General features: G+C 59.3%; 21 protein-coding genes and 1 other RNA gene. 11 read left to right on the top strand and 11 right to left on the bottom strand.

What is annotated here, in order from left to right; genetic code table 11:
- Nucleotides 1-36 precede the first annotated feature (36 nt).
- Nucleotides 37-654 (bottom strand): Holliday junction branch migration protein RuvA, encoded by a 618-nt coding sequence (gene ruvA, locus RS75_RS18585; protein WP_045023241.1) that lies wholly within the window; start codon nucleotides 652-654, stop codon nucleotides 37-39.
- A 31-nt stretch (nucleotides 655-685) separates the two neighbouring features.
- The gene (gene ruvC / locus RS75_RS18580) at nucleotides 686-1,198 is read right to left on the bottom strand and encodes a crossover junction endodeoxyribonuclease RuvC (RefSeq protein WP_045023240.1); all 513 of its coding nucleotides are present in this window, start codon (nucleotides 1,196-1,198) and stop codon (nucleotides 686-688) included.
- 248 nt (nucleotides 1,199-1,446) lie between these two features.
- Between ruvC and RS75_RS18575 the strand changes: the two genes are divergently transcribed.
- Together RS75_RS18575 and RS75_RS18570 are read left to right on the top strand one after the other, a co-directional pair.
- On the top strand, nucleotides 1,447-3,756 hold the full coding sequence (locus RS75_RS18575) for a methyl-accepting chemotaxis protein (protein WP_045023239.1): 2,310 nt from the start codon (nucleotides 1,447-1,449) through the stop codon (nucleotides 3,754-3,756).
- 133 nt (nucleotides 3,757-3,889) lie between these two features.
- Nucleotides 3,890-4,891: an LLM class flavin-dependent oxidoreductase gene (locus RS75_RS18570; protein WP_045023237.1), complete on the top strand. Its 1,002-nt coding sequence runs from the start codon at nucleotides 3,890-3,892 to the stop codon at nucleotides 4,889-4,891.
- A 59-nt stretch (nucleotides 4,892-4,950) separates the two neighbouring features.
- Here the strand turns inward: RS75_RS18570 and RS75_RS18565 are convergent, their stop codons facing one another.
- Nucleotides 4,951-5,697, bottom strand: a complete 747-nt coding sequence (locus RS75_RS18565) for a YebC/PmpR family DNA-binding transcriptional regulator (protein ID WP_045023236.1) — start codon at nucleotides 5,695-5,697, stop codon at nucleotides 4,951-4,953.
- A gap of 198 nt (nucleotides 5,698-5,895) precedes the next feature.
- Between RS75_RS18565 and RS75_RS18560 the strand changes: the two genes are divergently transcribed.
- The gene (locus RS75_RS18560) at nucleotides 5,896-6,399 is read left to right on the top strand and encodes a pyridoxamine 5'-phosphate oxidase family protein (RefSeq protein ID WP_045023235.1); all 504 of its coding nucleotides are present in this window, start codon (nucleotides 5,896-5,898) and stop codon (nucleotides 6,397-6,399) included.
- Between the two features lie 37 nt (nucleotides 6,400-6,436).
- Here RS75_RS18560 and RS75_RS18555 read toward each other — a convergent pair whose 3' ends face one another.
- From RS75_RS18555 to RS75_RS18530, 7 genes are all read right to left on the bottom strand, one after another.
- On the bottom strand, nucleotides 6,437-7,279 hold the full coding sequence (locus RS75_RS18555; protein ID WP_045023234.1) for an MBL fold metallo-hydrolase: 843 nt from the start codon (nucleotides 7,277-7,279) through the stop codon (nucleotides 6,437-6,439).
- Nucleotides 7,280-7,395: 116 nt separating this feature from the next.
- Nucleotides 7,396-8,220: a TIGR00282 family metallophosphoesterase gene (locus tag RS75_RS18550; RefSeq protein WP_045023233.1), complete on the bottom strand. Its 825-nt coding sequence runs from the start codon at nucleotides 8,218-8,220 to the stop codon at nucleotides 7,396-7,398.
- 72 nt (nucleotides 8,221-8,292) lie between these two features.
- On the bottom strand, nucleotides 8,293-8,907 hold the full coding sequence (locus RS75_RS18545) for a 5-formyltetrahydrofolate cyclo-ligase (protein WP_045023232.1): 615 nt from the start codon (nucleotides 8,905-8,907) through the stop codon (nucleotides 8,293-8,295).
- Complete coding sequence (locus RS75_RS18540; RefSeq protein ID WP_045023230.1) at nucleotides 8,907-10,169, bottom strand: hemolysin family protein; 1,263 nt, start codon at nucleotides 10,167-10,169, stop codon at nucleotides 8,907-8,909. Before RS75_RS18540 ends, RS75_RS18545 begins: the two co-directional genes overlap by 1 nt.
- Before the next feature lie 235 nt (nucleotides 10,170-10,404).
- A non-coding RNA gene (gene ssrS / locus RS75_RS25780) (6S RNA) lies at nucleotides 10,405-10,563 on the bottom strand.
- A gap of 78 nt (nucleotides 10,564-10,641) precedes the next feature.
- Complete coding sequence (locus RS75_RS18535; protein ID WP_045023229.1) at nucleotides 10,642-11,019, bottom strand: cell division protein ZapA; 378 nt, start codon at nucleotides 11,017-11,019, stop codon at nucleotides 10,642-10,644.
- Between the two features lie 11 nt (nucleotides 11,020-11,030).
- Nucleotides 11,031-11,303 carry a DUF4164 domain-containing protein gene (locus RS75_RS18530; RefSeq protein ID WP_003511407.1) on the bottom strand — a complete coding sequence of 91 codons (273 nt, stop codon included), beginning with the start codon at nucleotides 11,301-11,303 and terminating at the stop codon, nucleotides 11,031-11,033.
- A 323-nt stretch (nucleotides 11,304-11,626) separates the two neighbouring features.
- Here RS75_RS18530 and tkt point away from each other — a divergent pair, with 323 nt between their 5' ends.
- The 8 genes from tkt to rcdA all read left to right on the top strand — a co-directional run bounded on the left by tkt (nucleotide 11,627) and on the right by rcdA (nucleotide 22,179).
- Nucleotides 11,627-13,609, top strand: coding sequence for a transketolase (gene tkt, locus RS75_RS18525; RefSeq protein ID WP_045023228.1), 1,983 nt, complete (start codon nucleotides 11,627-11,629; stop codon nucleotides 13,607-13,609).
- A gap of 62 nt (nucleotides 13,610-13,671) precedes the next feature.
- Nucleotides 13,672-14,682 (top strand): type I glyceraldehyde-3-phosphate dehydrogenase, encoded by a 1,011-nt coding sequence (gap, locus tag RS75_RS18520; protein WP_045023227.1) that lies wholly within the window; start codon nucleotides 13,672-13,674, stop codon nucleotides 14,680-14,682.
- Nucleotides 14,683-15,079: 397 nt separating this feature from the next.
- Nucleotides 15,080-16,945, top strand: coding sequence for a potassium/proton antiporter (locus RS75_RS18515; RefSeq protein ID WP_045023293.1), 1,866 nt, complete (start codon nucleotides 15,080-15,082; stop codon nucleotides 16,943-16,945).
- 68 nt (nucleotides 16,946-17,013) lie between these two features.
- On the top strand, nucleotides 17,014-18,216 hold the full coding sequence (locus tag RS75_RS18510) for a phosphoglycerate kinase (protein ID WP_045023226.1): 1,203 nt from the start codon (nucleotides 17,014-17,016) through the stop codon (nucleotides 18,214-18,216).
- A gap of 191 nt (nucleotides 18,217-18,407) precedes the next feature.
- Nucleotides 18,408-19,433: a class I fructose-bisphosphate aldolase gene (locus RS75_RS18505; RefSeq protein ID WP_045023225.1), complete on the top strand. Its 1,026-nt coding sequence runs from the start codon at nucleotides 18,408-18,410 to the stop codon at nucleotides 19,431-19,433.
- Between the two features lie 349 nt (nucleotides 19,434-19,782).
- Nucleotides 19,783-21,072, top strand: coding sequence for an MFS transporter (locus RS75_RS18500; protein WP_045023224.1), 1,290 nt, complete (start codon nucleotides 19,783-19,785; stop codon nucleotides 21,070-21,072).
- The gene (locus RS75_RS18495; RefSeq protein WP_045023223.1) at nucleotides 21,069-21,260 is read left to right on the top strand and encodes a DUF1192 domain-containing protein; all 192 of its coding nucleotides are present in this window, start codon (nucleotides 21,069-21,071) and stop codon (nucleotides 21,258-21,260) included. The genes RS75_RS18500 and RS75_RS18495 overlap by 4 nt, the downstream gene beginning before the upstream one ends.
- A 403-nt stretch (nucleotides 21,261-21,663) precedes the next feature.
- Complete coding sequence (gene rcdA / locus RS75_RS18490; RefSeq protein WP_045023222.1) at nucleotides 21,664-22,179, top strand: protease adaptor protein RcdA; 516 nt, start codon at nucleotides 21,664-21,666, stop codon at nucleotides 22,177-22,179.
- Between the two features lie 153 nt (nucleotides 22,180-22,332).
- Here the strand turns inward: rcdA and rpmE are convergent, their stop codons facing one another.
- The gene (gene rpmE, locus RS75_RS18485) at nucleotides 22,333-22,554 is read right to left on the bottom strand and encodes a 50S ribosomal protein L31 (protein ID WP_045023221.1); all 222 of its coding nucleotides are present in this window, start codon (nucleotides 22,552-22,554) and stop codon (nucleotides 22,333-22,335) included.
- Between the last annotated feature and the right edge of the window lie 45 nt (nucleotides 22,555-22,599).

The following is a 22,599-nucleotide window of genomic DNA, read 5'->3' as shown; positions in this document are numbered from 1 at the left end:
CATCGCACCCGGCTTCGTTCGCTTGCTGCGCGCAGCTTAGCGTGAAAGTTCGCGCAGGCCGAGCCGGATGAGTTTGGCACTGTCGCCGCCCTCCCCGCCATTCTTCAGCGCGGCGGCAACCGCATTTGCGGCCTGGTCGCGCGAATAACCGAGATTGGTGAGCGCGGAAACGGCATCCGCAACCGGCGCGGAGGCCACACCTTCGCCAAGCTCCTGCTTGAGCCCGATGGAAGCCGCAGCCTCTCCGGCAAAAGCCGGTGCCTTGTTGCGAAGTTCAGTGACGATGCGCACCGCCACTTTCGGCCCGACGCCCGGCGCACGCGAAATCATCACCTTGTCCTGTAGCGCTATCGCATTGGCGAGTTCGGAAGGGGACAGGGTGGACAGCATTGCCAGCGCTACTTTCGAGCCGACCCCCTGCACGCTCTGCAGCAGATTGAACCATTCCCGCTCAAGCGCCGACAGAAAACCGAACAGCTTCAGCTGGTCTTCGCGCACATAGGTTTCAATGAAGAGGACCACCGCTTCGCCAGCGGAGCCGATTTTCGAAAGTGTCCGGGCCGAGCAACTGGCCACGTAACAGACGCCGTGCACATCCACCAGCACGTAATCCGTGCCGATTTCCTCGATGGTGCCTTTAAGTTTTCCGATCATGATGCCGCCCGCTCAATGAGACTTCAAATATTCAACCGGCCGCCAAAAGCCGCGCCATCCTGTCGCCGCCGCGATTATGGGCGTGGCAAATTGCGATCGCCAAAGCGTCCGCCGCATCGTTACCCTTGAATTCGGCCTTCGGCATCAGGATTTTCAGCATCATGTGGATTTGCTGCTTTTCGCCGTGCCCCACGCCGATGACGGCCTTCTTAACCGCATTCGGCGCATATTCGAAGACAGGTAATCCCGCCCGCGCCGGAACCAGCATGGCGATGCCGCGCGCCTGACCGAGTTTCAGCGTGGCGACCGCATCCTTGTTCACGAACGTCTGCTCCACCGCCGCCTCGTCGGGCTGATGGCTGTGTACGACGTCCGCCAGCCCGTCATGCAGCTGGCACAGCCGGGAGGCAAGGTCCATGTCGCCATCCGACGTCACGGTACCGGAGGCGACAAACCGAAGGCTGTTGCCGAGGGTTTCGATGACACCCCATCCGGTGCGCCGCAACCCGGGGTCGATACCGATGATTCGAATCGTCTTTTGCATGAGGCACCCTATCTTTTCGGTTGCGACCCTGCCAGCGATAAGTGAACAAAACGACAACATTGATCAAATTTGCAGTGCAGCATTTACCTCTGCTTAAACCGCGTACCGCATTGTTCCCGCACAAAATCAAAAAAGGGGAGCTGCGGACATGATGATCCGCAGCACAATATTTTCGCCATATCAGCCGTCCGATGGCGCCGTGCATGCATGGCGCGGGAACTGATCCGGCATTGGGGGCTGCATCGGCCATGCTGAACCGTTTTCATTCCATATCCACCAAAGTGCTCGCGATCTTCCTTGCGCTGATGACGATCTCGACCGGGGCTCTCACGCTTCTCGGCTATCAAAGCAGCAGCGGCGTTCTGGAGGAACAGGCGTCGAAATCCATGGAAAGCATTCTCGTCTTCCGGGGCGATATGCTGCAGGAACGTCTTGAGCAGCTCGAAACGCAGGCGGTTTCCATCGCCAAGATCGAATCCCTGCAAATGGCGGTGGTTTCCATGCGCAGCGGCTGGGGCACGGTGCAGAAAAATTCCGGCGACGCAAAGGCGGAACTGCAACGCGTCTTCGTCAAGGAGAACCCCTTCGGCGAAAAGGAAAAGCTCATCAAGCCTGAAAACCCGAGCGGCTTTTATTATTCCACCCATGAAAAAACCCAGACGGATATCGGCGGCTATCTCAACGGAACTCCCTTCAGCGATGTTCTCTTCGTCGATCCCGCCGGCACGGTCTATTACTCCTATCTGAAAGGATCGGCTTTCGGGGAAACCGTCACGGGCGGCGCCTGGGCGGATAGCGGCCTCGGCACAGCCTTTGCCCGTGGGGCCGCTAGTGCCGAAAAAGCCGTGAACGACGTTGCGCAGACGAGTTTCTCCGGCTTGCGGATCGACGCCGCGACGAATGAGGCCGGCATCTATTTCGGCATTCCGGTTGTCAAATTCGGTGCGTTCAAGGGCATCGTCCTCTTCCGTGTCAAGCAAGAGGTCTTCGGCCATATACTCGCGAAAGGCGTTGCCGCCGGCAGCTCCGAACAATCCGCAATCATTTCTCCCGACGGCAAGGTTCTGGGCGTGGACGGCACCGGGCTCGTCAGCCTCGATCCGGTAATCTACGGCTTCCACGCGCAAGCGCTGAATGCGGCTGGCATGACGATTGCCAAGATCGACCGCCCGGACGGCGAGGCCAATGCCTATGCCCGTCCCTTCTCCTTTGCCGGTGAAAAATATCTCGCGGTGGAAAGCATGTTGCGCAGCGAGTTGAACGCGGGCTCCATCTCGATTGCCGGCACGCTTGCAGCGATCGGCCTTTGCGTCCTGGCCGCCATGTGTGCGGCAACAGCCTTTTTCGCGCGGCGTCTGTTCGCCCCGCTGGAAAAGCTTGCCGGACTGACCGGCGAGGTAGCGGCGGGCCGTCTCGATGCCGAGATCGGCAATCAGGACCGCAACGACGAAATCGGCCGCATGGCGCGTGCGCTGGGCAGCTTCCGCGAAAAACTCATCCTGCAGCGGGAAATGGAAGCGACGGCATCGCGCACGCGAGAAGAAGCCGAAACGGAACGCCGCGCGCATCTTGCGGAACGGGAAGCCGAGGCCGGCACCCTGCAAATGGTCGTTCATTCTCTGGACGAAGGGCTGAACCGGCTGGCCAACGGCAATCTCGCCTATCGCATTGAGACCGTCTTCCCCGACGATCTCGAAAGCCTGCGCCACAACTTCAATACGGCGCTTGCGAGGCTTAGCGAGACCATGCAGGCCATCGGCGGTAATTCCGCCGCAGTTCGCGGCGGCTCGGAGGAAATGCGGGTGGGTGCAGACCAGCTGGCGGAACGCACCGAACGGCAGGCCGCTTCCATTACCGAGACGGCAAGCGCCATCAAGGCAATCACCGAAGCCGTCCGCGACCAGATCGAACGCGCCGAACAGGCGACACGGATCGCCAGCGACGCCAGCGCAGAGGCCACCGCCTCGAGCCGAGTCATGGAGCAGACCATCGCCGCCATGGAGGCAATCCAGACCTCGTCGCGCCAGATCAACCAGATCATCGGCGTCATCGACGAAATCGCCTTCCAGACCAACCTTCTCGCCCTCAATGCGGGTGTCGAGGCCGCCCGCGCTGGCGACGCCGGCAGGGGCTTTGCCGTCGTGGCGCAGGAGGTGCGCGAACTGGCGCAACGTTCGGCCGCCGCAGCGAAAGAAATCACCAGCCTGCTGAAGCGCTCCACCGACGAGGTTTCAACCGGCGTGGCGCTGGTCGAAAAGGCGGGCACTTCGCTGACCGGCATCGGCCAGCATGTGCAGACCATCAGCTCCCGCATCGAGGAGATCATGGTGTCCACCCGCGAGGAGGCGCATACGCTTTCGGAAATCAACAGCACCGTCACCACCCTGGACACCATGACCCAGCAGAACGCCGCCATGGTGGAAGAAACGACGGCCGCTATTCACAACCTCGCCTCCGAAGCGGGAGAGATGGACGGCAGGCTCGGACAATTCGTGCTGGCACCCGACCGGCAACCGGCCGGGCATCGTGAAACCCGGCAGTTCCGGCGGGCGGGCTGAGAAAGCAAAAAGGGGCCTCTTCGGAGGCCCCAATTTTTTTGAACCATCCTTCAATTCTGCGCGACTTCTCTGGTAAATCGGGACACGCGCCTTACATCCGCATCAAAGACTTAAATTTGTGCAGGAGCGTCGGATGATACCCTTTTCCATTCTCGACCTTTCGCCGATCGGCGAAGGCGAGAGCGTCAGCGAGGCGCTTGAAAACTCCCGCCGCATGGCGATCAAAGCTGAAGACCACGGCTACAACCGCATCTGGCTTGCGGAACACCATGGCATGCCGGGTATTGCGAGCGCGGCGACATCGCTCGTCATCGCCCATGTGGGTGCGGCAACGAAACATATCCGTGTCGGTTCCGGCGGCATCATGCTGCCCAATCATTCCCCGCTCGTCATCGCCGAACAGTTCGGCACGCTTGCGGCGCTGCTGCCCGGCCGGGTCGATCTCGGTCTTGGCCGTGCGCCGGGAACCGACATGCGGACGGCAAGAGCACTGCGCCGTAACCTCGATGCCGGTGCGGAGAACTTCCCGCACGATATTATCGAACTCCAGCAATATCTCGGTGCGCCGCAGCAGGATCAGGCAATCCTTGCCGTGCCCGGCATGAATTCGAACGTGCCCCTCTGGCTGCTCGGCTCAAGCACCTACAGCGCGCATCTGGCGGCAGCACTTGGTCTGCCCTATTCCTTTGCCTCGCATTTTGCGCCGGATATGCTGATGGAATCGATCCACATCTATCGCGAACGCTTCCAGCCCTCTGCGACGCTGGACAAGCCCTATGTGATGGTGGGCGTGATGGGTGTCGGCGCCGATACGGACGAGGAGGCGCAATATCTCTTCACCTCGTCGCAGCAGCAATTCGTCAACCTGCGCCGCAATGTCCGCATCCCGTTTCCGAAGCCGGTCCACAACATGGACGACTACTGGAACGAGATGGAGCGTTTCTCGGTGGAACATACGCTGCGTTTCGCGGCTGTCGGCTCGCCTGAAACGATCGGACGCCATCTCGGCGGGTTCCTCGCCGAAACGCAGGCCGACGAACTGATCGTCTCGATGCCGGTCCACGATATCGAAAAACGGCTGCGCTCCGTGGAGATATTCGCCGACGTGCGGGCCTCCATCAGAAAGGCCGCCTGAACGAAAAAAGCCCCGGAGCGAAAACGCTGCCGGGGCTTTTTTTTAAAAAATATGAAACGTCAGGCGGAAAGCTTGGCGAGAATTTCTTCGGAAACTTCGAAGTTGGAGTAGACGTTCTGCACGTCGTCGTCGTCTTCGAGAGTGTCGATGAGCTTCATCAGCGACTGCGCCTTTTCCTCATCCACCGGCACCGTGTTCTGCGGTTTCCAGATGGCCTTGACGCTTTCGGCTTCGCCGAGCACGCCTTCCAGCGCCTTGGAAACCTCGTTCATCGCCTCGAAACCGCAAATGATGGTGTGGCCGTCTTCCGTGGTTTCGACATCGTCGGCACCGGCTTCGATAGCCGCTTCCATGACCTTGTCGGCATCGCCGACTTCGGCCTTGTAGGTGATCTCGCCGACGCGGTCGAAGGAGAAGGACACCGATCCGGTTTCGCCAAGTGCGCCGCCGGCCTTGGTAAAGGTGGACCGTACGTTGGAGGCGGTGCGGTTGCGGTTGTCGGTCAGGGCCTCGACGATGACAGCGACGCCACCGGGGCCGTAACCTTCGTAACGGACTTCATCGTAGTTTTCACCGTCTGCGCCGGCGGCCTTCTTGATCGCGCGCTCGATATTGTCCTTCGGCATGGACTGGGCCTTGGCGTTCTGGATTGCCAGACGCAGGCGCGGGTTCATGCTCGGGTCGGGCATGCCCGTCTTTGCCGCAACGGTGATTTCACGCGCAAGCTTGGAAAACATTTTGGACCGAACGGAGTCCTGTTTGCCCTTGCGGTGCATGATGTTCTTGAACTGTGAATGACCAGCCATGGAAAACCTGATGTCGTAATTTAGAGATTGCGGGCCTTATAAGTGCGATAGGCCCGCCGTTCAAGCCCGCAAGCGCGTTCTCCTGCCGCAAGAATATAAGGAACTGATTTATCCGCACCCCGTTTTGACCATGAAGGCGGAAGAGGCGGGCAGTTTTACTGCTCCGCGCCGCCACCTCAAACCGGAAGGAGAAAATCCATGGTCAGCCTGACTGAAGCAAGAGAAACCCCGGCGCGCCAGCTCTGGGATGAGGTCAACTCCGTCCACGCCGGCATGCTCGGTCTCGAGGGTCTACCCAGCCACATGCAGCCCATGGCCCCACATGCCGACCCAAAAACCAATACGATCTGGTTCTTCTCCAAAAAAGACGCCCGTCTCGTCAAATCACTGAAATCCCATTCGCGGGCGCATTTCTGCCTCGTCGGCAAGGACCATGATTACCATGCCTGCCTCTCGGGTGTGCTGGAGGTTCGCGATGACAAGACGAAGATCGAAGAATACTGGAATTCCGTCACCGCAGCCTGGTACGAGCACGGTAAAAGCGACCCGCAACTGACGATGCTCGCGCTTCATGTCGACGACGCTGAAATATGGGCCTCGACGGACAGTACCCTGAAATTCGGATGGGAAATCGCCAAGGCCAATATGTCCGACGACAAAACGCCAGATGTCGGCGTCCGCCAGCACCTCGCCTTCGCCTGAGAGGGCGGCCTCCCGGCCCTCCCCGCCCGTCGCCGCTCTACATGCCTTTCGGCACAAGTATCTGCGGCTGGCGGGGAAGGTTTCTCATCGAGACCCGGATGATCGCGTCGTTTGCATAGGCAATCTGGAAACTTTCCCCGAACATCGTCAGAAACTGCTCCAGCGGCGGCCCGGTGCGGTGCATCGGCAGAATCAGCGCGGAGCGGAGACGCTTCACCACCCGGCTCATGCTGTCGGCGCCCATCGTGAGACCACCATCCACGGGCACCATCAGCACATCCAGACGGCCGATCTCGGCATAATGCGTGTCCGTCAATTCGTGATGCAGATGGCCGAGATGACCGATGCACAGCCCCGCCACTTCGAAGATGAAAATGGAATTGCCGTTTTCCTGAAAGGATTCGTAATCACCCCAGCGGTTGCGGATGTCGGTTGCGACATTGCGGATATAGACATCGCCTACCAGAACCTTGTGTTCAGCCTTTTCCCCCGGCGTATCGCTCCAGCCTCGCAGCACATGTTGAATGGCCGGATCGGGGCTGAGAGTGAAATGTGTTGTATGCGCCCGGTTCATCGTTACCACAGTCGGTGTGACGGGTGGGCGATAGACGCCGTTATAATCTGTGGCAATCGTCACACCGCCGGGGCTTTCGATGAGATAAGTGGAATGGCCGATGAAGCTGATCTTCACCTCTTCCTTCGCCGTGGCCTGAGCCAGTTGAACATCAGGCGGGTTGAAGCTGGCGAACATGACGCCGGGAATGTTGCGGGCAATCGCCTGGCACTGGCTGACGGGAGGGCGGCTTTCCGTTTGGGCAAAGGCCGCTCCCGCGCAGGTGAGCAATCCCGTTATTGCAAGCATTAGCACGCGAAGCATCATGCCACTCCCCTGAACTTGCGAAGGTTGAGAGGATGGGACAGGTTTTGCCGGGCGTCCAGTTTCAAGAGCGGCGAAACGCTCACAATCTCGTCATTGTGAACGTCGCATCAGAAAGCCTACGCCCAGAAGGACGGAAGGGTCTCGGAAAGTCTCGGACCGATGCGCAGCGGTGCGATCTTTTCGGCAAGCCCGGTGCGGTCGGAAATCTCGACGCCCACGCCGCAGATCGTCGCAGGCCCGCTGGCGGCCTCGAAACGGCCCTTCGGCATTTTGGAAATGAAGCGGTTGATCGGCTCTTCCTTCTCCATACCGAGCGAGCTGTCGTAGTCTCCACACATGCCGGCGTCCGACATATAGGCCGTGCCGCCGTTCAATATCTGCGCGTCGGCCGTCGGAACATGGGTGTGGGTGCCGACGACGAAGCTTGCGCGGCCGTCGACGAAATGACCGAAGCACTGTTTTTCACTTGTAGCCTCGGCGTGGAAATCGAAGATGATGGCGTCGGCCTGCTCCTTCAGCGGGCAGGCGGCGAGAATGTTCTCCGCCGATTTGAAGGGATCGTCCAGTTCCGGGTGCATGAATACCCGGCCCATGATGTTGGCGACAAGCACGCGCGCGCCGTTGCGGGCGTAAAACATGCCAGAGCCCTTGCCGGGTGTACCATCAGGATAATTGGCGGGCCGCAGGAACTGGTCATGCCGCTCGCAGAAGGAAACAGCCTCCTTCTGGTCCCAGACATGGTTGCCGGTCGTCACCACATCGGCGCCGGCATTGATGGTCTCGAGATAGATATCCTCGGTGATGCCGAAACCGCCGGCGGCGTTTTCACCGTTGACGATGACGAAATCGAGCTTCAGGTCGGAAACCAGCCCGGGCAATTTGTCCCAGACCGCCGTGCGTCCGGTCTTGCCAACCATATCTCCGAGAAAAAGAAGCCTCATTCACCCGCCCCGATCTTGCGCATGTTCCTAAATTCCGTCCCCTCTAACGGGTAATCCGTGTTTTAAAAAGTGCTAAAGCGCCTTTTTCCCATCGGACATCAACCACTGCGCAGAAAACCAGCGCAAGCCGCTCTCCGTCAGAACGGCATGAAGCGGCACGTCATGCGGCTCCGCCGGCACCGACGGCACTTCCTGACAGTCGAATGCAACACCGATGAGAACGGGAGTTCGACCTTTGCCATGCAATCTCGCAATCGCGCGGTCATAATGACCCGCGCCGTAACCGATACGCTGGCCCTGCCCATCGAAGACGGAAAGCGGAACGAGCAGAATATCCGGATCGACGACATCCGCACCCTCCGCCGGACCGGCCGTGCCGAAACCCGTTTTGACCAGCGGCGTGTCCGCCTCGAAGGCACGGAAAACGATGGTCTCGCGATCCAACACAACGGGAAGGACAATACGTCCGCCCTTTTCGCGCAGCGTTTCCATCAGCGGCCGGATATCGGCCTCTGAGCGGATCGGCATGAAACCGGAAATAACAGCGCCCGGCGCCAACGGTATGGCGGATGCACCATGTACCGTCATCGCCTCGCTTTTTTGCTGTCGCTCCAACGGCGTCAGCGCATCACGCGCGGCAAGCCTTTCGCCGCGCAGCCTTGCTTTTTCGGCAATGTCGCCGGGCATCAGACCGCCCGGCTCACGAGGACCTTGTCGATGCGGTGTCCATCGAGATCGATGACTTCGAAACGCCAGCCGTTGCGGGTGATATGTTCGCCCAGTTCCGGCAGGCGACGGAACTCGTCCAGAACCAGACCGGCAACGGTCTCGAACTCGGCGTCTTCGTCGATCTGGAAGCCCATGCGGTAAGCGAATTCGTCGGCGGGCATCCAGCCGGCAACGAGGAACGAACCGTCCTCGCGCTCGACGATCGCCGGCTCCTCGTCATTGTCTTCCTGGAAAGCTCCGGTGATAGCCTCCAGAACGTCGCCGGAGCTGACGATACCTTCGAAATGGCCGTATTCATCATAGACCAGCACCATATGCACGGTGGAACGGCGCAGTGACTGGATAACGTCCACAGCGCTCGTCAGATCCGAGACGACGGGAACTTCGCGCAGAAGCTCACGGACATTCAGCTCATTGCCGGACGCCAGCGCATCGAAAGCGTCCTTGGCGAAAAGCACGCCCAGAATTTCGTCGGAAGCGCCGTTGCGCACCGGCAGACGCGAACGCTGCGTCTCGCGAAGCTGCACGCGAATTTCTTCCGCGCTGTCTTCGATATCGACCACTTCCACGTCGCGGCGCGGCGTCATCAGGCCGCGGGCATTGCGGTCGGCAAGGCGCATGACACTGGTGATCATCGCCGATTCCTCGGTCTCGATCACCCCGGCGCTATGGGCTTCCGCCAGAACAGTACGGATTTCGTCGTCCGTCACCGATGCGTTGGACGTGCCGCTATGGCCGAGAAGCGCTAGGATGGCCTTACCGGACTTATCGAGAAACCAGACCAGCGGCGCGCCGACCTTGGAGAGCATCACCATGGTGGGGGCAACGCGGGCAGCGATCTTTTCCGGATCGCGCAGCGCAATCTGCTTCGGCACCAGTTCGCCGACGATCAGCGACAGGTAGGTGATGGCGACGACCACCGAGCCGACGCCCAGCGCATCGGCGGCACGGTCGGGAACACCTTGTTCCAAAAGCCATGCGGTAAAACGGGCGCCGAGCGTGGCGCCGGAGAATGCACCGGAAAGGACGCCGACCAGCGTGATGCCGATCTGCACCGTGGAAAGAAAACGTCCGGGATTTTCAGAAAGGCTGAGCGCCATCGTGGCGCCCTTGCTGCCTTGTGCGGCAAGCACCTTGAGCCTCGCCGGTCTGGAGGAGACAACGGCAAGCTCGGACATGGCAAGCACACCGTTCAATACGGTGAGCAGAACCACGATCATAATTTCAGTAAACAAGTTTAGCTCTTTGGGCTGTTGAACGGCACGTCGCGGTTTTGGCCGCAGCGCCCTTTTTTTTAAAAAAAGGGCATGACAGACATACCAATCTAGATAATAGGGAATTGTTCCGCCATTGCAATGACGGCGGTATAAAAAAGCCGTCTCCGGCAGCAATGAAAAATGACTGTCGAAAAATATAAGGTCAGAGGAAGAGCCGGGGAGTGACCCGAAACTTCAAGCGCGATCCACGGCGACCGATGGAGATTTACGATCCTGGGTGCCTACAAATGTAGGTGGGCGCCATGTGTCCAGCCCCACGGGACTGGCCAGGGACAGCTCCCTTTGGATCGAGTATGGCCCCAGGGATTGTGGTTCCTGTCGGGAAGCGCAGAACGCTTCTCAGATATAGGACGTATCGAACCAAACCACCAGAGGGCCATGAACGAATTTTGCGGCTGAAAAGCTTGACCGACGATCAATGTGCCGCAGGCTTCGGCCGCGCCAGCAGTTTTTCGGTAATGCCGTTCAAACGATCGGCCAGATCGCCGATGGCGACTGCAATGATCTCGTCCGATTTCGCCTTGTGTTCGGCCATGCCATCACGATTTCTGGAAAGGGACGCGACCTCCCCTTCCAGCTTCTCGATCTTGCGATTGAGTTCGGAAAGCTCGTCCATCACCATAATGCCCGCCATGACGGTCAGGCGCAGGTCGCCGATTTCGCCGAACTGGCTCTTGAGATGCCCGACGTAACGATCGAAACGGGTGGCCAGATCGGTCAGATGGTCTTCCTGCCCCGCCTCGCACGCCATGCGATAGGCCTTACCATCAATCATAACAGTAACTTGCGCCATGAAACCGCTCCCTATCGATCCAGCACCGCGCGGATCGTCTCCATCGCCGTCACCAGACGGCGCGAGACCTCGCGGTTGACTTCCTCAAGACGGTTGGCGCGAAACTCGGCCTGGTCCAACTCATGCGCGAGCCTTGCGCGATCGACATGGACCCGCTTGACCTCATTATCGATCTCGCCCGTCTCCCTTTGCCGTTCGATACGCATATCGATGGCATTTTCGAGATTTGTGATGGCAGCGCTCAGCTCCGTCACTGCGGATTGTACGGTCTTCTCAGCCGACATCGTTTTTTCCAACTCGCACGCAACCGGCCGAATCGTCCGGTTTCAAGCCTTTTCAACATTCACGAGGTTATTACCCGATTTATCATCCCGTCAATCAAACCAGTGCATTGAGGCGTTTTGCTCTGTGGATGAACGAGGAAGCATCGGCACATATCGCACGGATTTTCCAGGAATGCCCGATTTTCTAAACGATTTTTATCCCTCACAGAACCGCAAATGCCCGTGGATTTATTGACTTGCCTGCCTCACCTGCTATGGATCAACCCGCTTTTTGGATAGTTGCGTAAAACTATCTCCTTTCACCCGGAACAGACGGAAAAGCCATGATTTCTCGCGACAAACACAACCGGATGGCCAATGCGATCCGCTTTCTTGCCATGGATGCAGTGGAGAAGGCCAATTCGGGCCATCCCGGCCTGCCGATGGGCGCCGCTGATGTCGCCACCGTTCTCTTTACCCGTTACCTGAAATTCGATCCCAAGGCTCCGCTGTGGGCAGACCGCGACCGCTTCGTGCTGTCTGCGGGCCATGGTTCGATGCTGCTCTACTCGCTGCTTTATTTGACGGGCTACGAGGACATGACGATCGACGAGATCAAGCGTTTCCGTCAGTTCGGCTCCAAGACCGCCGGCCATCCCGAATACGGCCATGCGACCGGCATCGAAACGACCACCGGCCCGCTCGGCCAGGGCATCGCCAATGCTGTCGGCATGGCGATCGCCGAACGCAAGCTGGAAGAGGAATTCGGCTCCGACCTGCAGAGCCACTTCACCTATGTGCTTTGCGGCGACGGCTGCCTCATGGAAGGCATCAGCCACGAAGCCATCGCGCTTGCCGGCCATCTGAAGCTCAACAAGCTCGTTCTGTTCTGGGATGACAACAACATCACCATCGACGGTGAAGTCGGTCTTTCCGACAGCACCGACCAGATCGCCCGCTTCAACGCCGTTCACTGGAACACCATCCGTGTGGATGGCCATGATCCGGACGCGATTGCCGCAGCCATCGAGGCCGCGCAGAAATCCGACCGCCCGACCTTCATCGCCTGCAAGACCGTGATCGGCTTCGGCGCGCCCAACAAGCAGGGCACCCACAAGGTGCACGGCAATCCGCTCGGCGCCGAAGAAATCGCCGCCGCCCGCAAGAGCCTCAACTGGGAAGCCGAAGCCTTCGTCATTCCGGAAGACGTGCTGGATGCATGGCGTCTTGCCGGTCTGCGCGCCACCAAGACCCGCCAGGACTGGGAAGCCCGTCTCGAGGCGACCGAAGCCGGCAAGAAGGCCGAGTTCAAGCGTCGCTTCGCCGGCGACCTGCCCGGTAATTTCGACAGCTCCATCGATGCCTTCAAGAAGAAGATCATCGAGAACAATCCGACCGTCGCCACCCGCAAGGCCTCCGAGGACACGCTGGAAATCGTCAACGGCATCCTGCCGGAAATGGTCGGCGGCTCGGCCGACCTGACGCCGTCCAACAACACCAAGACCAGCCAGATGAAGTCGATCACACCGACGGACTTCTCCGGCCGTTACCTGCATTACGGTATCCGTGAGCACGGCATGGCGGCGGCGATGAACGGCATCGCGCTGCATGGCGGTCTCATCCCCTATGCCGGCGGCTTCATGATCTTCTCGGATTATTGCCGTCCGTCGATCCGCCTGGCCGCCCTGATGGGCATCCGTGTCGTCCACGTTCTGACGCATGATTCCATCGGCGTCGGCGAAGACGGCCCAACCCACCAGCCGGTGGAGCAGATCGCGGCGCTGCGCGCCATTCCGAACCTTCTCGTCTTCCGCCCGGCGGATGAAACCGAGACGGCGGAATGCTGGCAGCTTGCGCTGGAGCAGAAGCACCGTCCTTCGGCGCTGGCGCTCACCCGCCAGAACCTTGCGCCTTCGCGCAAGGAATATGAAGAGAAGAACCTTTCCGCTTACGGCGCCTACGAACTCGTATCGGCAAGCGACGCCAAGGTTTCGATCTTCGCGTCCGGTTCGGAAGTCGAGGTTGCCCTGAAGGCCGCAGCGACGCTGAAGGACAAGGGCGTTTCCGCCCGCGTCGTTTCCGTTCCCTGCTTCGAGCTCTTCAAGGAACAGCCGGAAACCTACCGCAACGCCATCATCGGCAAGGCTCCGGTGAAGATCGCGGTTGAAGCCGCCATCCGCCAGGGCTGGGACTACTTCATCGGCTCCGACGGCGCGTTCGTCGGTATGCATTCCTTTGGTGCATCCGCGCCGGCAAAGGATCTCTTCAAGCACTTCGGCATCACGGCGGAAGCCGTTGTCGCCGCAGTCGAGGCAAAACTTGCGTGAGGGCTTCCCCAGCCCTCGCATTCCGCAAAGACCAGGTACATATCTTGTTCGGGAGACTTTAAATGACTGTAAAAGTTGCCATTAACGGCTTCGGCCGCATCGGCCGCAATGTTCTGCGCGCCATCGTCGAATCCGGCCGCACCGATATCGAAGTCGTTGCCATCAACGACCTCGGTCCGGTTGAAACCAACGCCCACCTGCTGCGCTACGATTCGATCCACGGCAAGTTCCCTGCCGACGTGAAGGTCGAAGGCGACACGATCATCGTTGGCGGCGGCAAGCCGATCAAGGTGACGGCCGTTCGTGATCCGGCAACGCTGCCGCACAAGGAACTCGGCATCGACATCGCGCTCGAATGCACGGGCATCTTCGCTACTCGCGACAAGGCAGCGGCACACCTGACGGCAGGCGCCAAGCGCGTCATCGTTTCGGCTCCGGCTGACGGCGCCGACCTCACCGTCGTCTTCGGCGTCAACGACGACCAGCTGACGAAGGACCACCTGGTCATTTCCAACGCCTCCTGCACCACCAACTGCCTCGTGCCGGTCGTGAAGGTTCTCGATGACGTCGTTGGCATCGATCATGGCTTCATGACGACGATCCACTCCTACACGGGCGACCAGCCGACGCTGGACACCATGCACAAGGATCTGTACCGCGCCCGCGCCGCAGCCCTGTCCATGATCCCGACCTCGACGGGTGCAGCCAAGGCCGTTGGCCTCGTTCTGCCGCACCTCAAGGGCAAGCTGGATGGCACATCGATCCGCGTTCCGACCCCGAACGTTTCGGTCGTCGACTTCAAGTTCATCGCCAAGCGCGACACGACGGTTGAAGAAATCAACGAGGCGATCAAGTCTGCTTCCAACGGCAAGCTGAAGGGCATCCTCGGTTACACCGAAGAGCCGTTGGTCTCCCGCGATTTCAACCACGACAGCCACTCCTCGATCTTCGCGATCGACCAGACCAAGGTCATGGAAGGCAAGTTCGTGCGCGTTCTGTCCTGGTACGACAACGAGTGGGGCTTCTCCAACCGCATGTCGGATACGGCCGTCGCATTTGCGAAGACCATCTGAGCGAGAAACACAATTCGTGAATTAGAAAAACCGGCAGGAGCAATCCTGCCGGTTTTTGTTTGTCAAAAAATGCCGGCGGGACTTCGACTGATACAGGAGACGCAGAACACGACGCCTTCAATACCCCGCTGCGCTCCTTGATTTTTTCGCACCCACGTCGAAAAAATTCCCATTTCCTGCCTTCGTGTGGTCCACTTTGAAACGGACAAGAAGAACAGGGATAACGGTCGTGCGCAATGCACTTCGGCCCTGCCGTATCATTCGATACACCCCGCCTTGCGTCGCCTTTCAACGCCACCGACACCAGCGCTGACAGAACCGCAACCCGTGGCGCATTGACTGCCGACGTGCAGAGCCTTCATTGCGGCGGCCAGCGCGGTTGAAAGAGGCGGTGGACGTGGAATCATTTTATCTTCTGTTGCTGGTGGCAACTGTTCTGGTTCTCGTCGCAGCGTTCTCAAGCCTCATCGCCTTCCGGTTCGGCGCACCGCTCCTGCTGCTCTTTCTCATGATCGGGCTGGCGGCGGGTGTGGACGGTCTCGGCATCGAATTCACCAACAATCCGCTGGCCTATATGCTCGGTTCGCTTGTGCTCGCCGTCATCCTTTTCGATTCCGGTTTCGGCACGTCGATGCAGTCGTTCCGGCTTTCGGCGGCCCCCGCCGTGGCACTCGCCACCGTCGGCGTCATTCTCACATCCGTCTTTTTCGCGGGCGCGGCCGCCCTGCTGCTCGGGCTTTCCTGGCTGGAGGGTCTGCTGCTGGGCGCCATCGTCGCCTCCACGGATGCAGCGGCCGTGTTCTTCCTGCTCCGCATCGGCGGCATCCATATCCGCGATCAGGTGCGCTCAACGCTTGAGGTCGAATCCGGCACCAACGATCCCATGGCGATTTTCCTCACCGTCGCTTTGGTCGAGATCATCGCCAAGGGACAGGGAATGGCTGGCATCGACACCGGCTTCCTGCTGCTGTTCATCAAGGAAATGGGTCTCGGTGTTATTTTCGGCCTGCTTGGCGGCGTCATGATCGCCACCGTGGTCAACCGTTTCGCCGCCGACCGCGGGCTCGCGCCGATCTTCGTGCTGGCGCTGGCCCTGCTCGTCTTCTCCTTTACCGGCGCGATCGGCGGCAGCGGATTTCTCGCGGTCTATGTGGCGGGCATCGTTGCCGGCAACCGCAGGATCTTCGCCAAGGAAACCATCCGCCGTTTCCACGAAGGGCTGACCTGGCTCGCCCAGATCATCATGTTTCTTATGCTCGGCCTCCTGGCCACGCCGTCGCAATTTCCGGCGATCGCCGTTCCGGCCGTCCTGCTTGCGCTTTTCCTGATCTTCGTCGCCCGCCCTCTCGCGGTGTGGTTCAGCCTGATGCCCTTCAACTATACCCAGCAGGAAACATCGTTCGTGGCATGGGTGGGCCTGCGCGGTGCGGTTTCGATTCTGCTCGCCATCATGCCCATTCTCGGCGGGCTGGACGATGCGCAGATCTATTTCAACGCCACCTTCATCATCGTGCTGGTGTCGCTCCTGCTACAGGGCTGGACCATCAAGCCCGTGGCCACAAGGCTGGGGTTGATCGTGCCGCCGCGCATGGGCGAAGTCGATAAGCTGGAGGTGGACCTTCCCGGCACCGCCAATCATGAACTGATTTCCTATCGCGTCGCGACGGGCAGCGCCATCCTGCACGGCGAGCGTATTCCGCGCTGGGCGATGCCGTCGCTGGTGGTGCGTGACGGCAAATCGATCCGCTACCAATATGCCGGACGCCTGCGCGAAAACGATCTCGTTTATCTTTTTATCGCGCCCGGCTATACCCGGCTGATCGACCGGCTGTTTGCAAGCGCCTTGCCGGTCGCAGACGACGACGCCGATTTCTTCGGCATTTTCACGATCTCGCCCGCCCGCCCGGCAACGGAACTCGATGCAGCCTACGGCCCCGGTATCATTTCGCCAGCCGAACACGCCATGAGCATCGCGGAACTCATCGAGGCGCGTCTTTCGGGGAAGGCGGATTATGCCGACCGGGTGCGCCTCGGTTCCATCGTTCTCATCGTTCGGGCGCTGGATGAACATGAGGCGATCACCGGTGTCGGCATTTCGCTCGAGCCGGTCGAACCGGCCATCGGCCTGCCGATCTTCATCAGTTTTTCGGAAATCCTCCGCCGTGCGCGTACGCATCTGGCGCAACGGCGCGCAATGCGCTCCAACGATGCCCGCGAGGGCGTTTCCACGCCTTCGAACGAGGTGAGAGAAAATGAGGTCTGACCCGCTTGCGTCGTCAATCAGGCATAGTATGGTCCGTCCCGAACTCGCAACAAAATCAGGATCGACCCATGCCCGCCTTCAAGACCATCGACGACCTTAACGACATTGCCGGAAAGCGCGTTCTCGTCCGCGTTGATCTCAACGTGCCGGTTGCGGATGGGAATGTGACGGATAAAACCCGTATCGAACGGGTTGCGCCAACCATTCTGGAACTCTCCCAAAAAGGCGCGAAAGTCATTCTGCTCGCCCATTTCGGCCGTCCGAAGGGTGAACCGGTTGCCGACATGTCGCTTTCCCTGATCGTGCCTGCCGTCGAGGAAGTGCTGGATCACGCCGTTTCCTTCGCATCCGATTGCATCGGTGCGCCGGCAGCCGACGCGGTCGCAAAAATGAACGATGGCGATATCCTACTTCTGGAAAACACCCGCTTCCACAAGGGCGAGGAAAAGAACGACCCTGCCTTCGTCGAGGCACTGGCGGCCAATGGCGATATCTATGTGAACGATGCCTTCTCCGCCGCCCACCGCGCCCACGCCTCCACCGAGGGCTTAGCGCGCCATCTGCCCGCCTATGCCGGCCGCACCATGCAGGCGGAGCTTGAGGCGCTGGAAAAAGGTCTCGGCCAGCCGGTCCGCCCGGTGGTCGCCATTGTCGGCGGCGCGAAGGTTTCGAGCAAGATCGACCTCCTGATGAACCTCGTCAAGAAAGTCGACGCCCTCGTCATCGGCGGCGGCATGGCCAACACCTTCCTTGCCGCACGCGGCACACAAGTCGGCAAATCGCTCTGCGAGCACGATCTGGCCGAAACCGCAAAACAGATCATGATCGAGGCGGCGACATCCGGCTGTGCGATCGTTCTGCCGGAAGACGGCGTGGTCGCCCGCGAATTCAAGGCCGGCGCGGCAAACGAAATCGTCGATATCAACGCCATTCCCGCCGACGCCATGGTTCTCGATGTCGGCCCGAAATCGGTCGAAAGCATCAAGGCCTGGATTTCCCGCGCGGAAACGCTGGTCTGGAACGGACCGCTCGGTGCTTTTGAAATCGACCCCTTCGATGCGGCAACCGTTGCCGCGGCAAAACATGCCTCCGAATGCACCAAGGCGGGCAAACTCGTCTCCGTCGCCGGCGGTGGCGACACGGTCGCAGCACTCAACCATGCCGGCGTCTCGGACGATTTCAGCTATATCTCGACGGCAGGCGGCGCCTTCCTCGAATGGATGGAAGGCAAGGAATTGCCGGGCGTTGCCATCCTGACCGCCGCCAAGTAAACTTCCCCTACTTGCCTGACACGGGGCCGGACAAGCGATGCTTGCCCGGCCTTGTTTTTTGGTAAGTGCGCATGGGAGGAAAAGTTTCAAACGATTGAAACCATTTCAATCGTTTCAATGAGTTAGCGCGCCATTTCCCTGCCGTGGAACTTCTGTTATCGGAAATTTATTGTGCCTTGGGAGAATAGCAAATGACCGAACGTCTCGAAGACATCGCAATCAAAATGGTTGCCGACGGCAAGGGCCTGCTCGCCGCCGATGAATCCACAGGAACGATCAAGAAGCGTTTCGACAGCATCAATCTGGAATCCACCGAAACCGCCCGCCGCGACTATCGCGAAATGCTGTTCCGCTCCGACGACGCCATGAAGAAGTGCATCTCCGGCGTCATCCTTTACGAAGAGACCCTGTTCCAGAAGGCAGCCGATGGCACGCCTTTCGTAGACATCATCAAGGCCGCCGGCAGCCTGCCGGGGATCAAGGTGGATATCGGCGCCAAGCCGATGGCCTTCCATCCGGGTGAGTTCATCACCGAGGGCCTCGACGGTCTTTACGAGCGCCTGCGCAAGTACCACGAGGCCGGTGCCCGTTTCGCCAAGTGGCGCGGCGTCATCACCATCGGCGATCAGCGCCCGAGCTGGGGCTCGATCAAGGCAAACTCCCAGTCGCTCGCCCGTTACGCCGCTCTCTGCCAGCAGGCGGATATCGTGCCGATCGTGGAACCCGAAGTGCTGATGGACGGCGAACCCGGCACACACGACATCGACCGCTGTGCGGAAGTCACGCAATGGGTTCTCCAGACGGTATTCGCGGATCTGTTCGACGCCCGCGTCAACCTTGAAGGCATGATCCTCAAGCCGAACATGATCATCGACGGCAAGAAGGCCCGCAAGGCTTCCGTCGAGGAAGTGGCGGAAAAAACCGTGAAGGTTCTGAAGGCGACCGTGCCTTCCGCCGTTCCGGGCATCGCCTTCCTTTCCGGCGGCCAGTCCTCCGAAGAGGCGACGGCGCATCTCTCCGCCATGAACGCCGGTTACGACCTGCCCTGGTCGCTGACCTTCTCATACGGCCGCGCCCTTCAGGACGGCGCGCTCAAGACATGGGGCGGCAAGCAGGAAAATGTCGCCGCCGGCCAGCGTGCCTTCACGCATCGCGCCACAATGAACAGCCTTGCCGCAAAGGGCAACTGGAAGCAGGAACTCGAAAAGGCGGCCTGAGGCCCCGGCGACAGACATGCATCGAAACCGAAGCCGCCCCTGTGGGCGGCTTCTTTGTTTACGGACGCAGAAGCAGCGTCGCCGACCAGATGACAAAGGCCGCAACCGCTATCTTCCAGCAATCGCCTCTTTTCTTGAGGCCTGGCAGGCCCAAAGGCCGGATGATCTGGATTACCATCGCAAGCAGTAAAAAAAGGCCGATCGCCTTCGTCATTTATTGAGCCTTTTCTTTATTTCTGCATCGTCACAGGCTGGACATTTTTACCGTTCACCAGAAGAGTGCAACTCATTCGGGTAACACCCGTTTTATGGCTATCGACCATATGTCCGAACGCATGAGAGTGTTTTCATGAGCAGAAATCTTCTACCCGTATTCGCTCTTTTATCCAGCACTCTGTTTCTTTTTCTTGGTAACGGCCTTCAGGGTCTCGTGCTGCCGATGCGTGGTTCGGCGGAAGGCTACTCCAACGAAATTCTGGGCTTTCTCGGCACATCATGGGCGGCGGGCTTCGTTATCGGCTGTTTCGTGGCGCCCGCCATCGTGCGCCGTGCCGGACATGTGCGGGCATTTGCCTCCTTTGTCGCGCTGGTCTGCCTGACGGTGCTGATGACCGGCCTTATCATCGACGACATCTCGTGGATCACCTTACGCGCGCTGACCGGCTTCTGCACGGCCGGCACTTCGATGATCATCGAAAGCTGGCTGAACGAGCGCGCGACCAATGAGAGCCGCGGCATGATCTTCTCACTCTACATCGCCATCACGCTGCTTGGCGTCGTTGCGGGGCAAATGATCGTGCCGATGGGCGATATCAGCAACAACTCACTGTTCATGATCTGCGGCATCATCTACTGCATCGCCATTCTGCCGGCGACGCTGTCCAAGGCTGCCAGTCCCCAGCCGTTGCAGAAGGTCAAGCTGGATTTACCCGCCCTTTACCGCAACTCGCCGGTCTCCTTCGTCGGCATTCTGATGATCGGCATCGCCAATGGCGCTTACGGCACGCTCGGCGCCGTCTTTGGCGCGCGGGCGGGTCTTGATCCGACCATGATCGCCATTATGGTGTCCGTCACGATTTTCGTCGGCGCACTGGCACAATTTCCCGCAGGCCGTCTTTCGGACCGGATAGACCGCCGTTATGTGCTTGCCGGGCTGGCCGGGCTTGGCGCGGTCGCGGGCCTGGCCGTTGCGGCCGTGCAACCTCACAATGTCTATGTACTTATCCCCATGATCGCCATTTACGGCGCCGCCGCCAACGCGCTTTATCCGATCGCCGTGGCCCATGCCAACGACTACGCGGCATCGGAAGACTTCGTCAAGGTTTCGGGCGGTCTGCTGCTGCTCTACGGCATCGGCACCATCATCGGCCCGACACTCGGCGGCGCGATCATGACCTATTCCGGCCCCTATGCGCTGTTTCTGGTGACAGCCGTGGCCCATCTGCTGATAACGGCCTACGCCATCATCAGAAGCCGCCAGCGCGCCGCCCTCTCTACCGACGAAAAGGACAATTTCTCGACGATGATGCCGACAACGCCCTCACCGCTCGTCACGCCGGAAAGCATTGCGCTTGACCCGCGCGCGCCGCAATATCCCGAGGACGATGGCGACCATGTTGAAAAAGGAGCAGGCATATGACCCTCTTTGACGATGACCGTCCGCAAAAACCCGTGGCGCATGAGATCGGCTGCGATCTCAGCCTTCTTTCGGTGGACGAGCTGAGTAACCGTATCGATCTCCTGAAAGCGGAAATCACCCGGCTTGAAGAAGAGAGGCAACGGAAGTCCGCCGGCCGGCTGGCGGCGGAGAACCTCTTCCGATCCTGACGGACGCGCCAGCAAAACATCGGGCGAAATCCGCAAACTACAAGCTGCGGGCGCAATGGCTAACGAAAATAAAGATTTTGACGCAGTCTTTCGTTTACCATTAACCAAAAATTAAGCTTTCTGAGAGATTACTATACATGTTCAGTTCTTCTGGACCTCAGGCATCTTCTCCATACGGCGAATTGGTCTGATTTTTCTCCCTGTTTTACCTTGAGAGCCGCTTTCGCGGCTCTTTTTTTGCCGGTAACGGAATCCCGTAAAACTGTGGGTATTAACCCTTCTTTAATAATTGCCTTGCGCATTTCAGGTAAAGATACCATCCTGAAAACACTAAAAGGCCGGAACAAAATATCCGGGTCTTCGTTGCCTGACAGTGTGGTGCGTGAGCAGGGATTTAAAGAAAATGTCAGAACAGGTCTTAAATACCATAAGCTTTGCGGGTCACGCAGCTGCGTCCAATCAGTTCAAGACCCTCTATACTGAAGGCATGACCTTGGTTGAGGAAACGGCAAGCTATCTCGATGGTGCCGGTCGCACCGCTTCCAAGGTTCTGCCGCGCATGGCGTCGGTCCTTTACGCCGCAGAATCGATGCGCCTCACCACCCGCCTGATGCAGATGGCGTCCTGGCTGCTTCTGCAGCGCGCCGTCAACAACGGCGAGATGACAAGGGATCAGGTTCTCAGCGAAAAGAACAAGGTGCGGCTCGACAGCTTCAACGTCGACCGTAATGCCCCCGGCTGGAACGACCTGCCGGAATCATTCCGCGACCTCATCGAACGGTCGCTGCGCCTCCAGAACCGCGTCGCCCTTCTCGACCGTGAAATCTATCGCCCGTCTGAAGTGACCAAGGTGCCGGACAACGAAAACAGCGTTCAGGCGCAGCTCAACCTTCTGCGCACCGCTTTCTCGATCAACTGAGAAAAGACGACTTTATCCGGACAATTTGAAAAGCAGGCTGAAGAGCCTGCTTTTTTTATTTTGGTCGGTTATGACACTGATATCATCGCCAAAACAGGCAACAAAAAAGCCCGGCAAAACCGGGCTTTTTTAATTGATCCGTCCACAAGTGGATTAGAGGCCGAGGCCGCCGAAACGCTTGTTGAACTTGGATACGCGACCACCGCGGTCCATAAGCTGCTGGTTGCCGCCCGTCCATGCCGGATGGGACTTGGGGTCGATTTCAAGGTTCATGACTGCGCCTTCCGAACCCCAGGTGGAGCGGGTTTCGTATTCGGCGCCATCGGTCATGACGACCTTGATCGTGTGATAAGCGGGATGGATATCAGCCTTCATGACAATCTTCCTGGTTAAGTGACGTGCGGTCCATTTGCCGCAATT

The sequence above is a fragment of the Rhizobium nepotum 39/7 genome (assembly GCF_000949865.1).
In the GTDB taxonomy this organism is placed as follows: domain Bacteria; phylum Pseudomonadota; class Alphaproteobacteria; order Rhizobiales; family Rhizobiaceae; genus Agrobacterium; species Agrobacterium nepotum.
The sequence above is the reverse complement of the archived record's forward strand: the minus strand, read 5'-3'. Positions and strand labels throughout refer to the sequence as shown.

What these genes read in the sequence shown, in the direction of transcription:
- RS75_RS18495 (WP_045023223.1), top strand. Translation starts at nt 21,069, where the DNA reads ATGACCCTCTTTGACGATGACCGTCCGCAAAAACCCGTGGCGCATGAG.
- ruvC (WP_045023240.1), bottom strand. Translation starts at nt 1,198, where the DNA reads ATGCAAAAGACGATTCGAATCATCGGTATCGACCCCGGGTTGCGGCGC.
- RS75_RS18555 (WP_045023234.1), bottom strand. Translation starts at nt 7,279, where the DNA reads ATGATGCTTCGCGTGCTAATGCTTGCAATAACGGGATTGCTCACCTGC.
- RS75_RS18550 (WP_045023233.1), bottom strand. Translation starts at nt 8,220, where the DNA reads ATGAGGCTTCTTTTTCTCGGAGATATGGTTGGCAAGACCGGACGCACG.
- RS75_RS18560 (WP_045023235.1), top strand. Translation starts at nt 5,896, where the DNA reads ATGGTCAGCCTGACTGAAGCAAGAGAAACCCCGGCGCGCCAGCTCTGG.
- RS75_RS18545 (WP_045023232.1), bottom strand. Translation starts at nt 8,907, where the DNA reads ATGCCCGGCGACATTGCCGAAAAAGCAAGGCTGCGCGGCGAAAGGCTT.
- RS75_RS18510 (WP_045023226.1), top strand. Translation starts at nt 17,014, where the DNA reads ATGCCCGCCTTCAAGACCATCGACGACCTTAACGACATTGCCGGAAAG.
- rpmE (WP_045023221.1), bottom strand. Translation starts at nt 22,554, where the DNA reads ATGAAGGCTGATATCCATCCCGCTTATCACACGATCAAGGTCGTCATG.
- RS75_RS18500 (WP_045023224.1), top strand. Translation starts at nt 19,783, where the DNA reads ATGAGCAGAAATCTTCTACCCGTATTCGCTCTTTTATCCAGCACTCTG.
- RS75_RS18575 (WP_045023239.1), top strand. Translation starts at nt 1,447, where the DNA reads ATGCTGAACCGTTTTCATTCCATATCCACCAAAGTGCTCGCGATCTTC.
- RS75_RS18505 (WP_045023225.1), top strand. Translation starts at nt 18,408, where the DNA reads ATGACCGAACGTCTCGAAGACATCGCAATCAAAATGGTTGCCGACGGC.
- RS75_RS18535 (WP_045023229.1), bottom strand. Translation starts at nt 11,019, where the DNA reads ATGGCGCAAGTTACTGTTATGATTGATGGTAAGGCCTATCGCATGGCG.
- RS75_RS18540 (WP_045023230.1), bottom strand. Translation starts at nt 10,169, where the DNA reads ATGATCGTGGTTCTGCTCACCGTATTGAACGGTGTGCTTGCCATGTCC.
- tkt (WP_045023228.1), top strand. Translation starts at nt 11,627, where the DNA reads ATGATTTCTCGCGACAAACACAACCGGATGGCCAATGCGATCCGCTTT.
- gap (WP_045023227.1), top strand. Translation starts at nt 13,672, where the DNA reads ATGACTGTAAAAGTTGCCATTAACGGCTTCGGCCGCATCGGCCGCAAT.
- ruvA (WP_045023241.1), bottom strand. Translation starts at nt 654, where the DNA reads ATGATCGGAAAACTTAAAGGCACCATCGAGGAAATCGGCACGGATTAC.
- rcdA (WP_045023222.1), top strand. Translation starts at nt 21,664, where the DNA reads ATGTCAGAACAGGTCTTAAATACCATAAGCTTTGCGGGTCACGCAGCT.
- RS75_RS18565 (WP_045023236.1), bottom strand. Translation starts at nt 5,697, where the DNA reads ATGGCTGGTCATTCACAGTTCAAGAACATCATGCACCGCAAGGGCAAA.
- RS75_RS18570 (WP_045023237.1), top strand. Translation starts at nt 3,890, where the DNA reads ATGATACCCTTTTCCATTCTCGACCTTTCGCCGATCGGCGAAGGCGAG.
- RS75_RS18530 (WP_003511407.1), bottom strand. Translation starts at nt 11,303, where the DNA reads ATGTCGGCTGAGAAGACCGTACAATCCGCAGTGACGGAGCTGAGCGCT.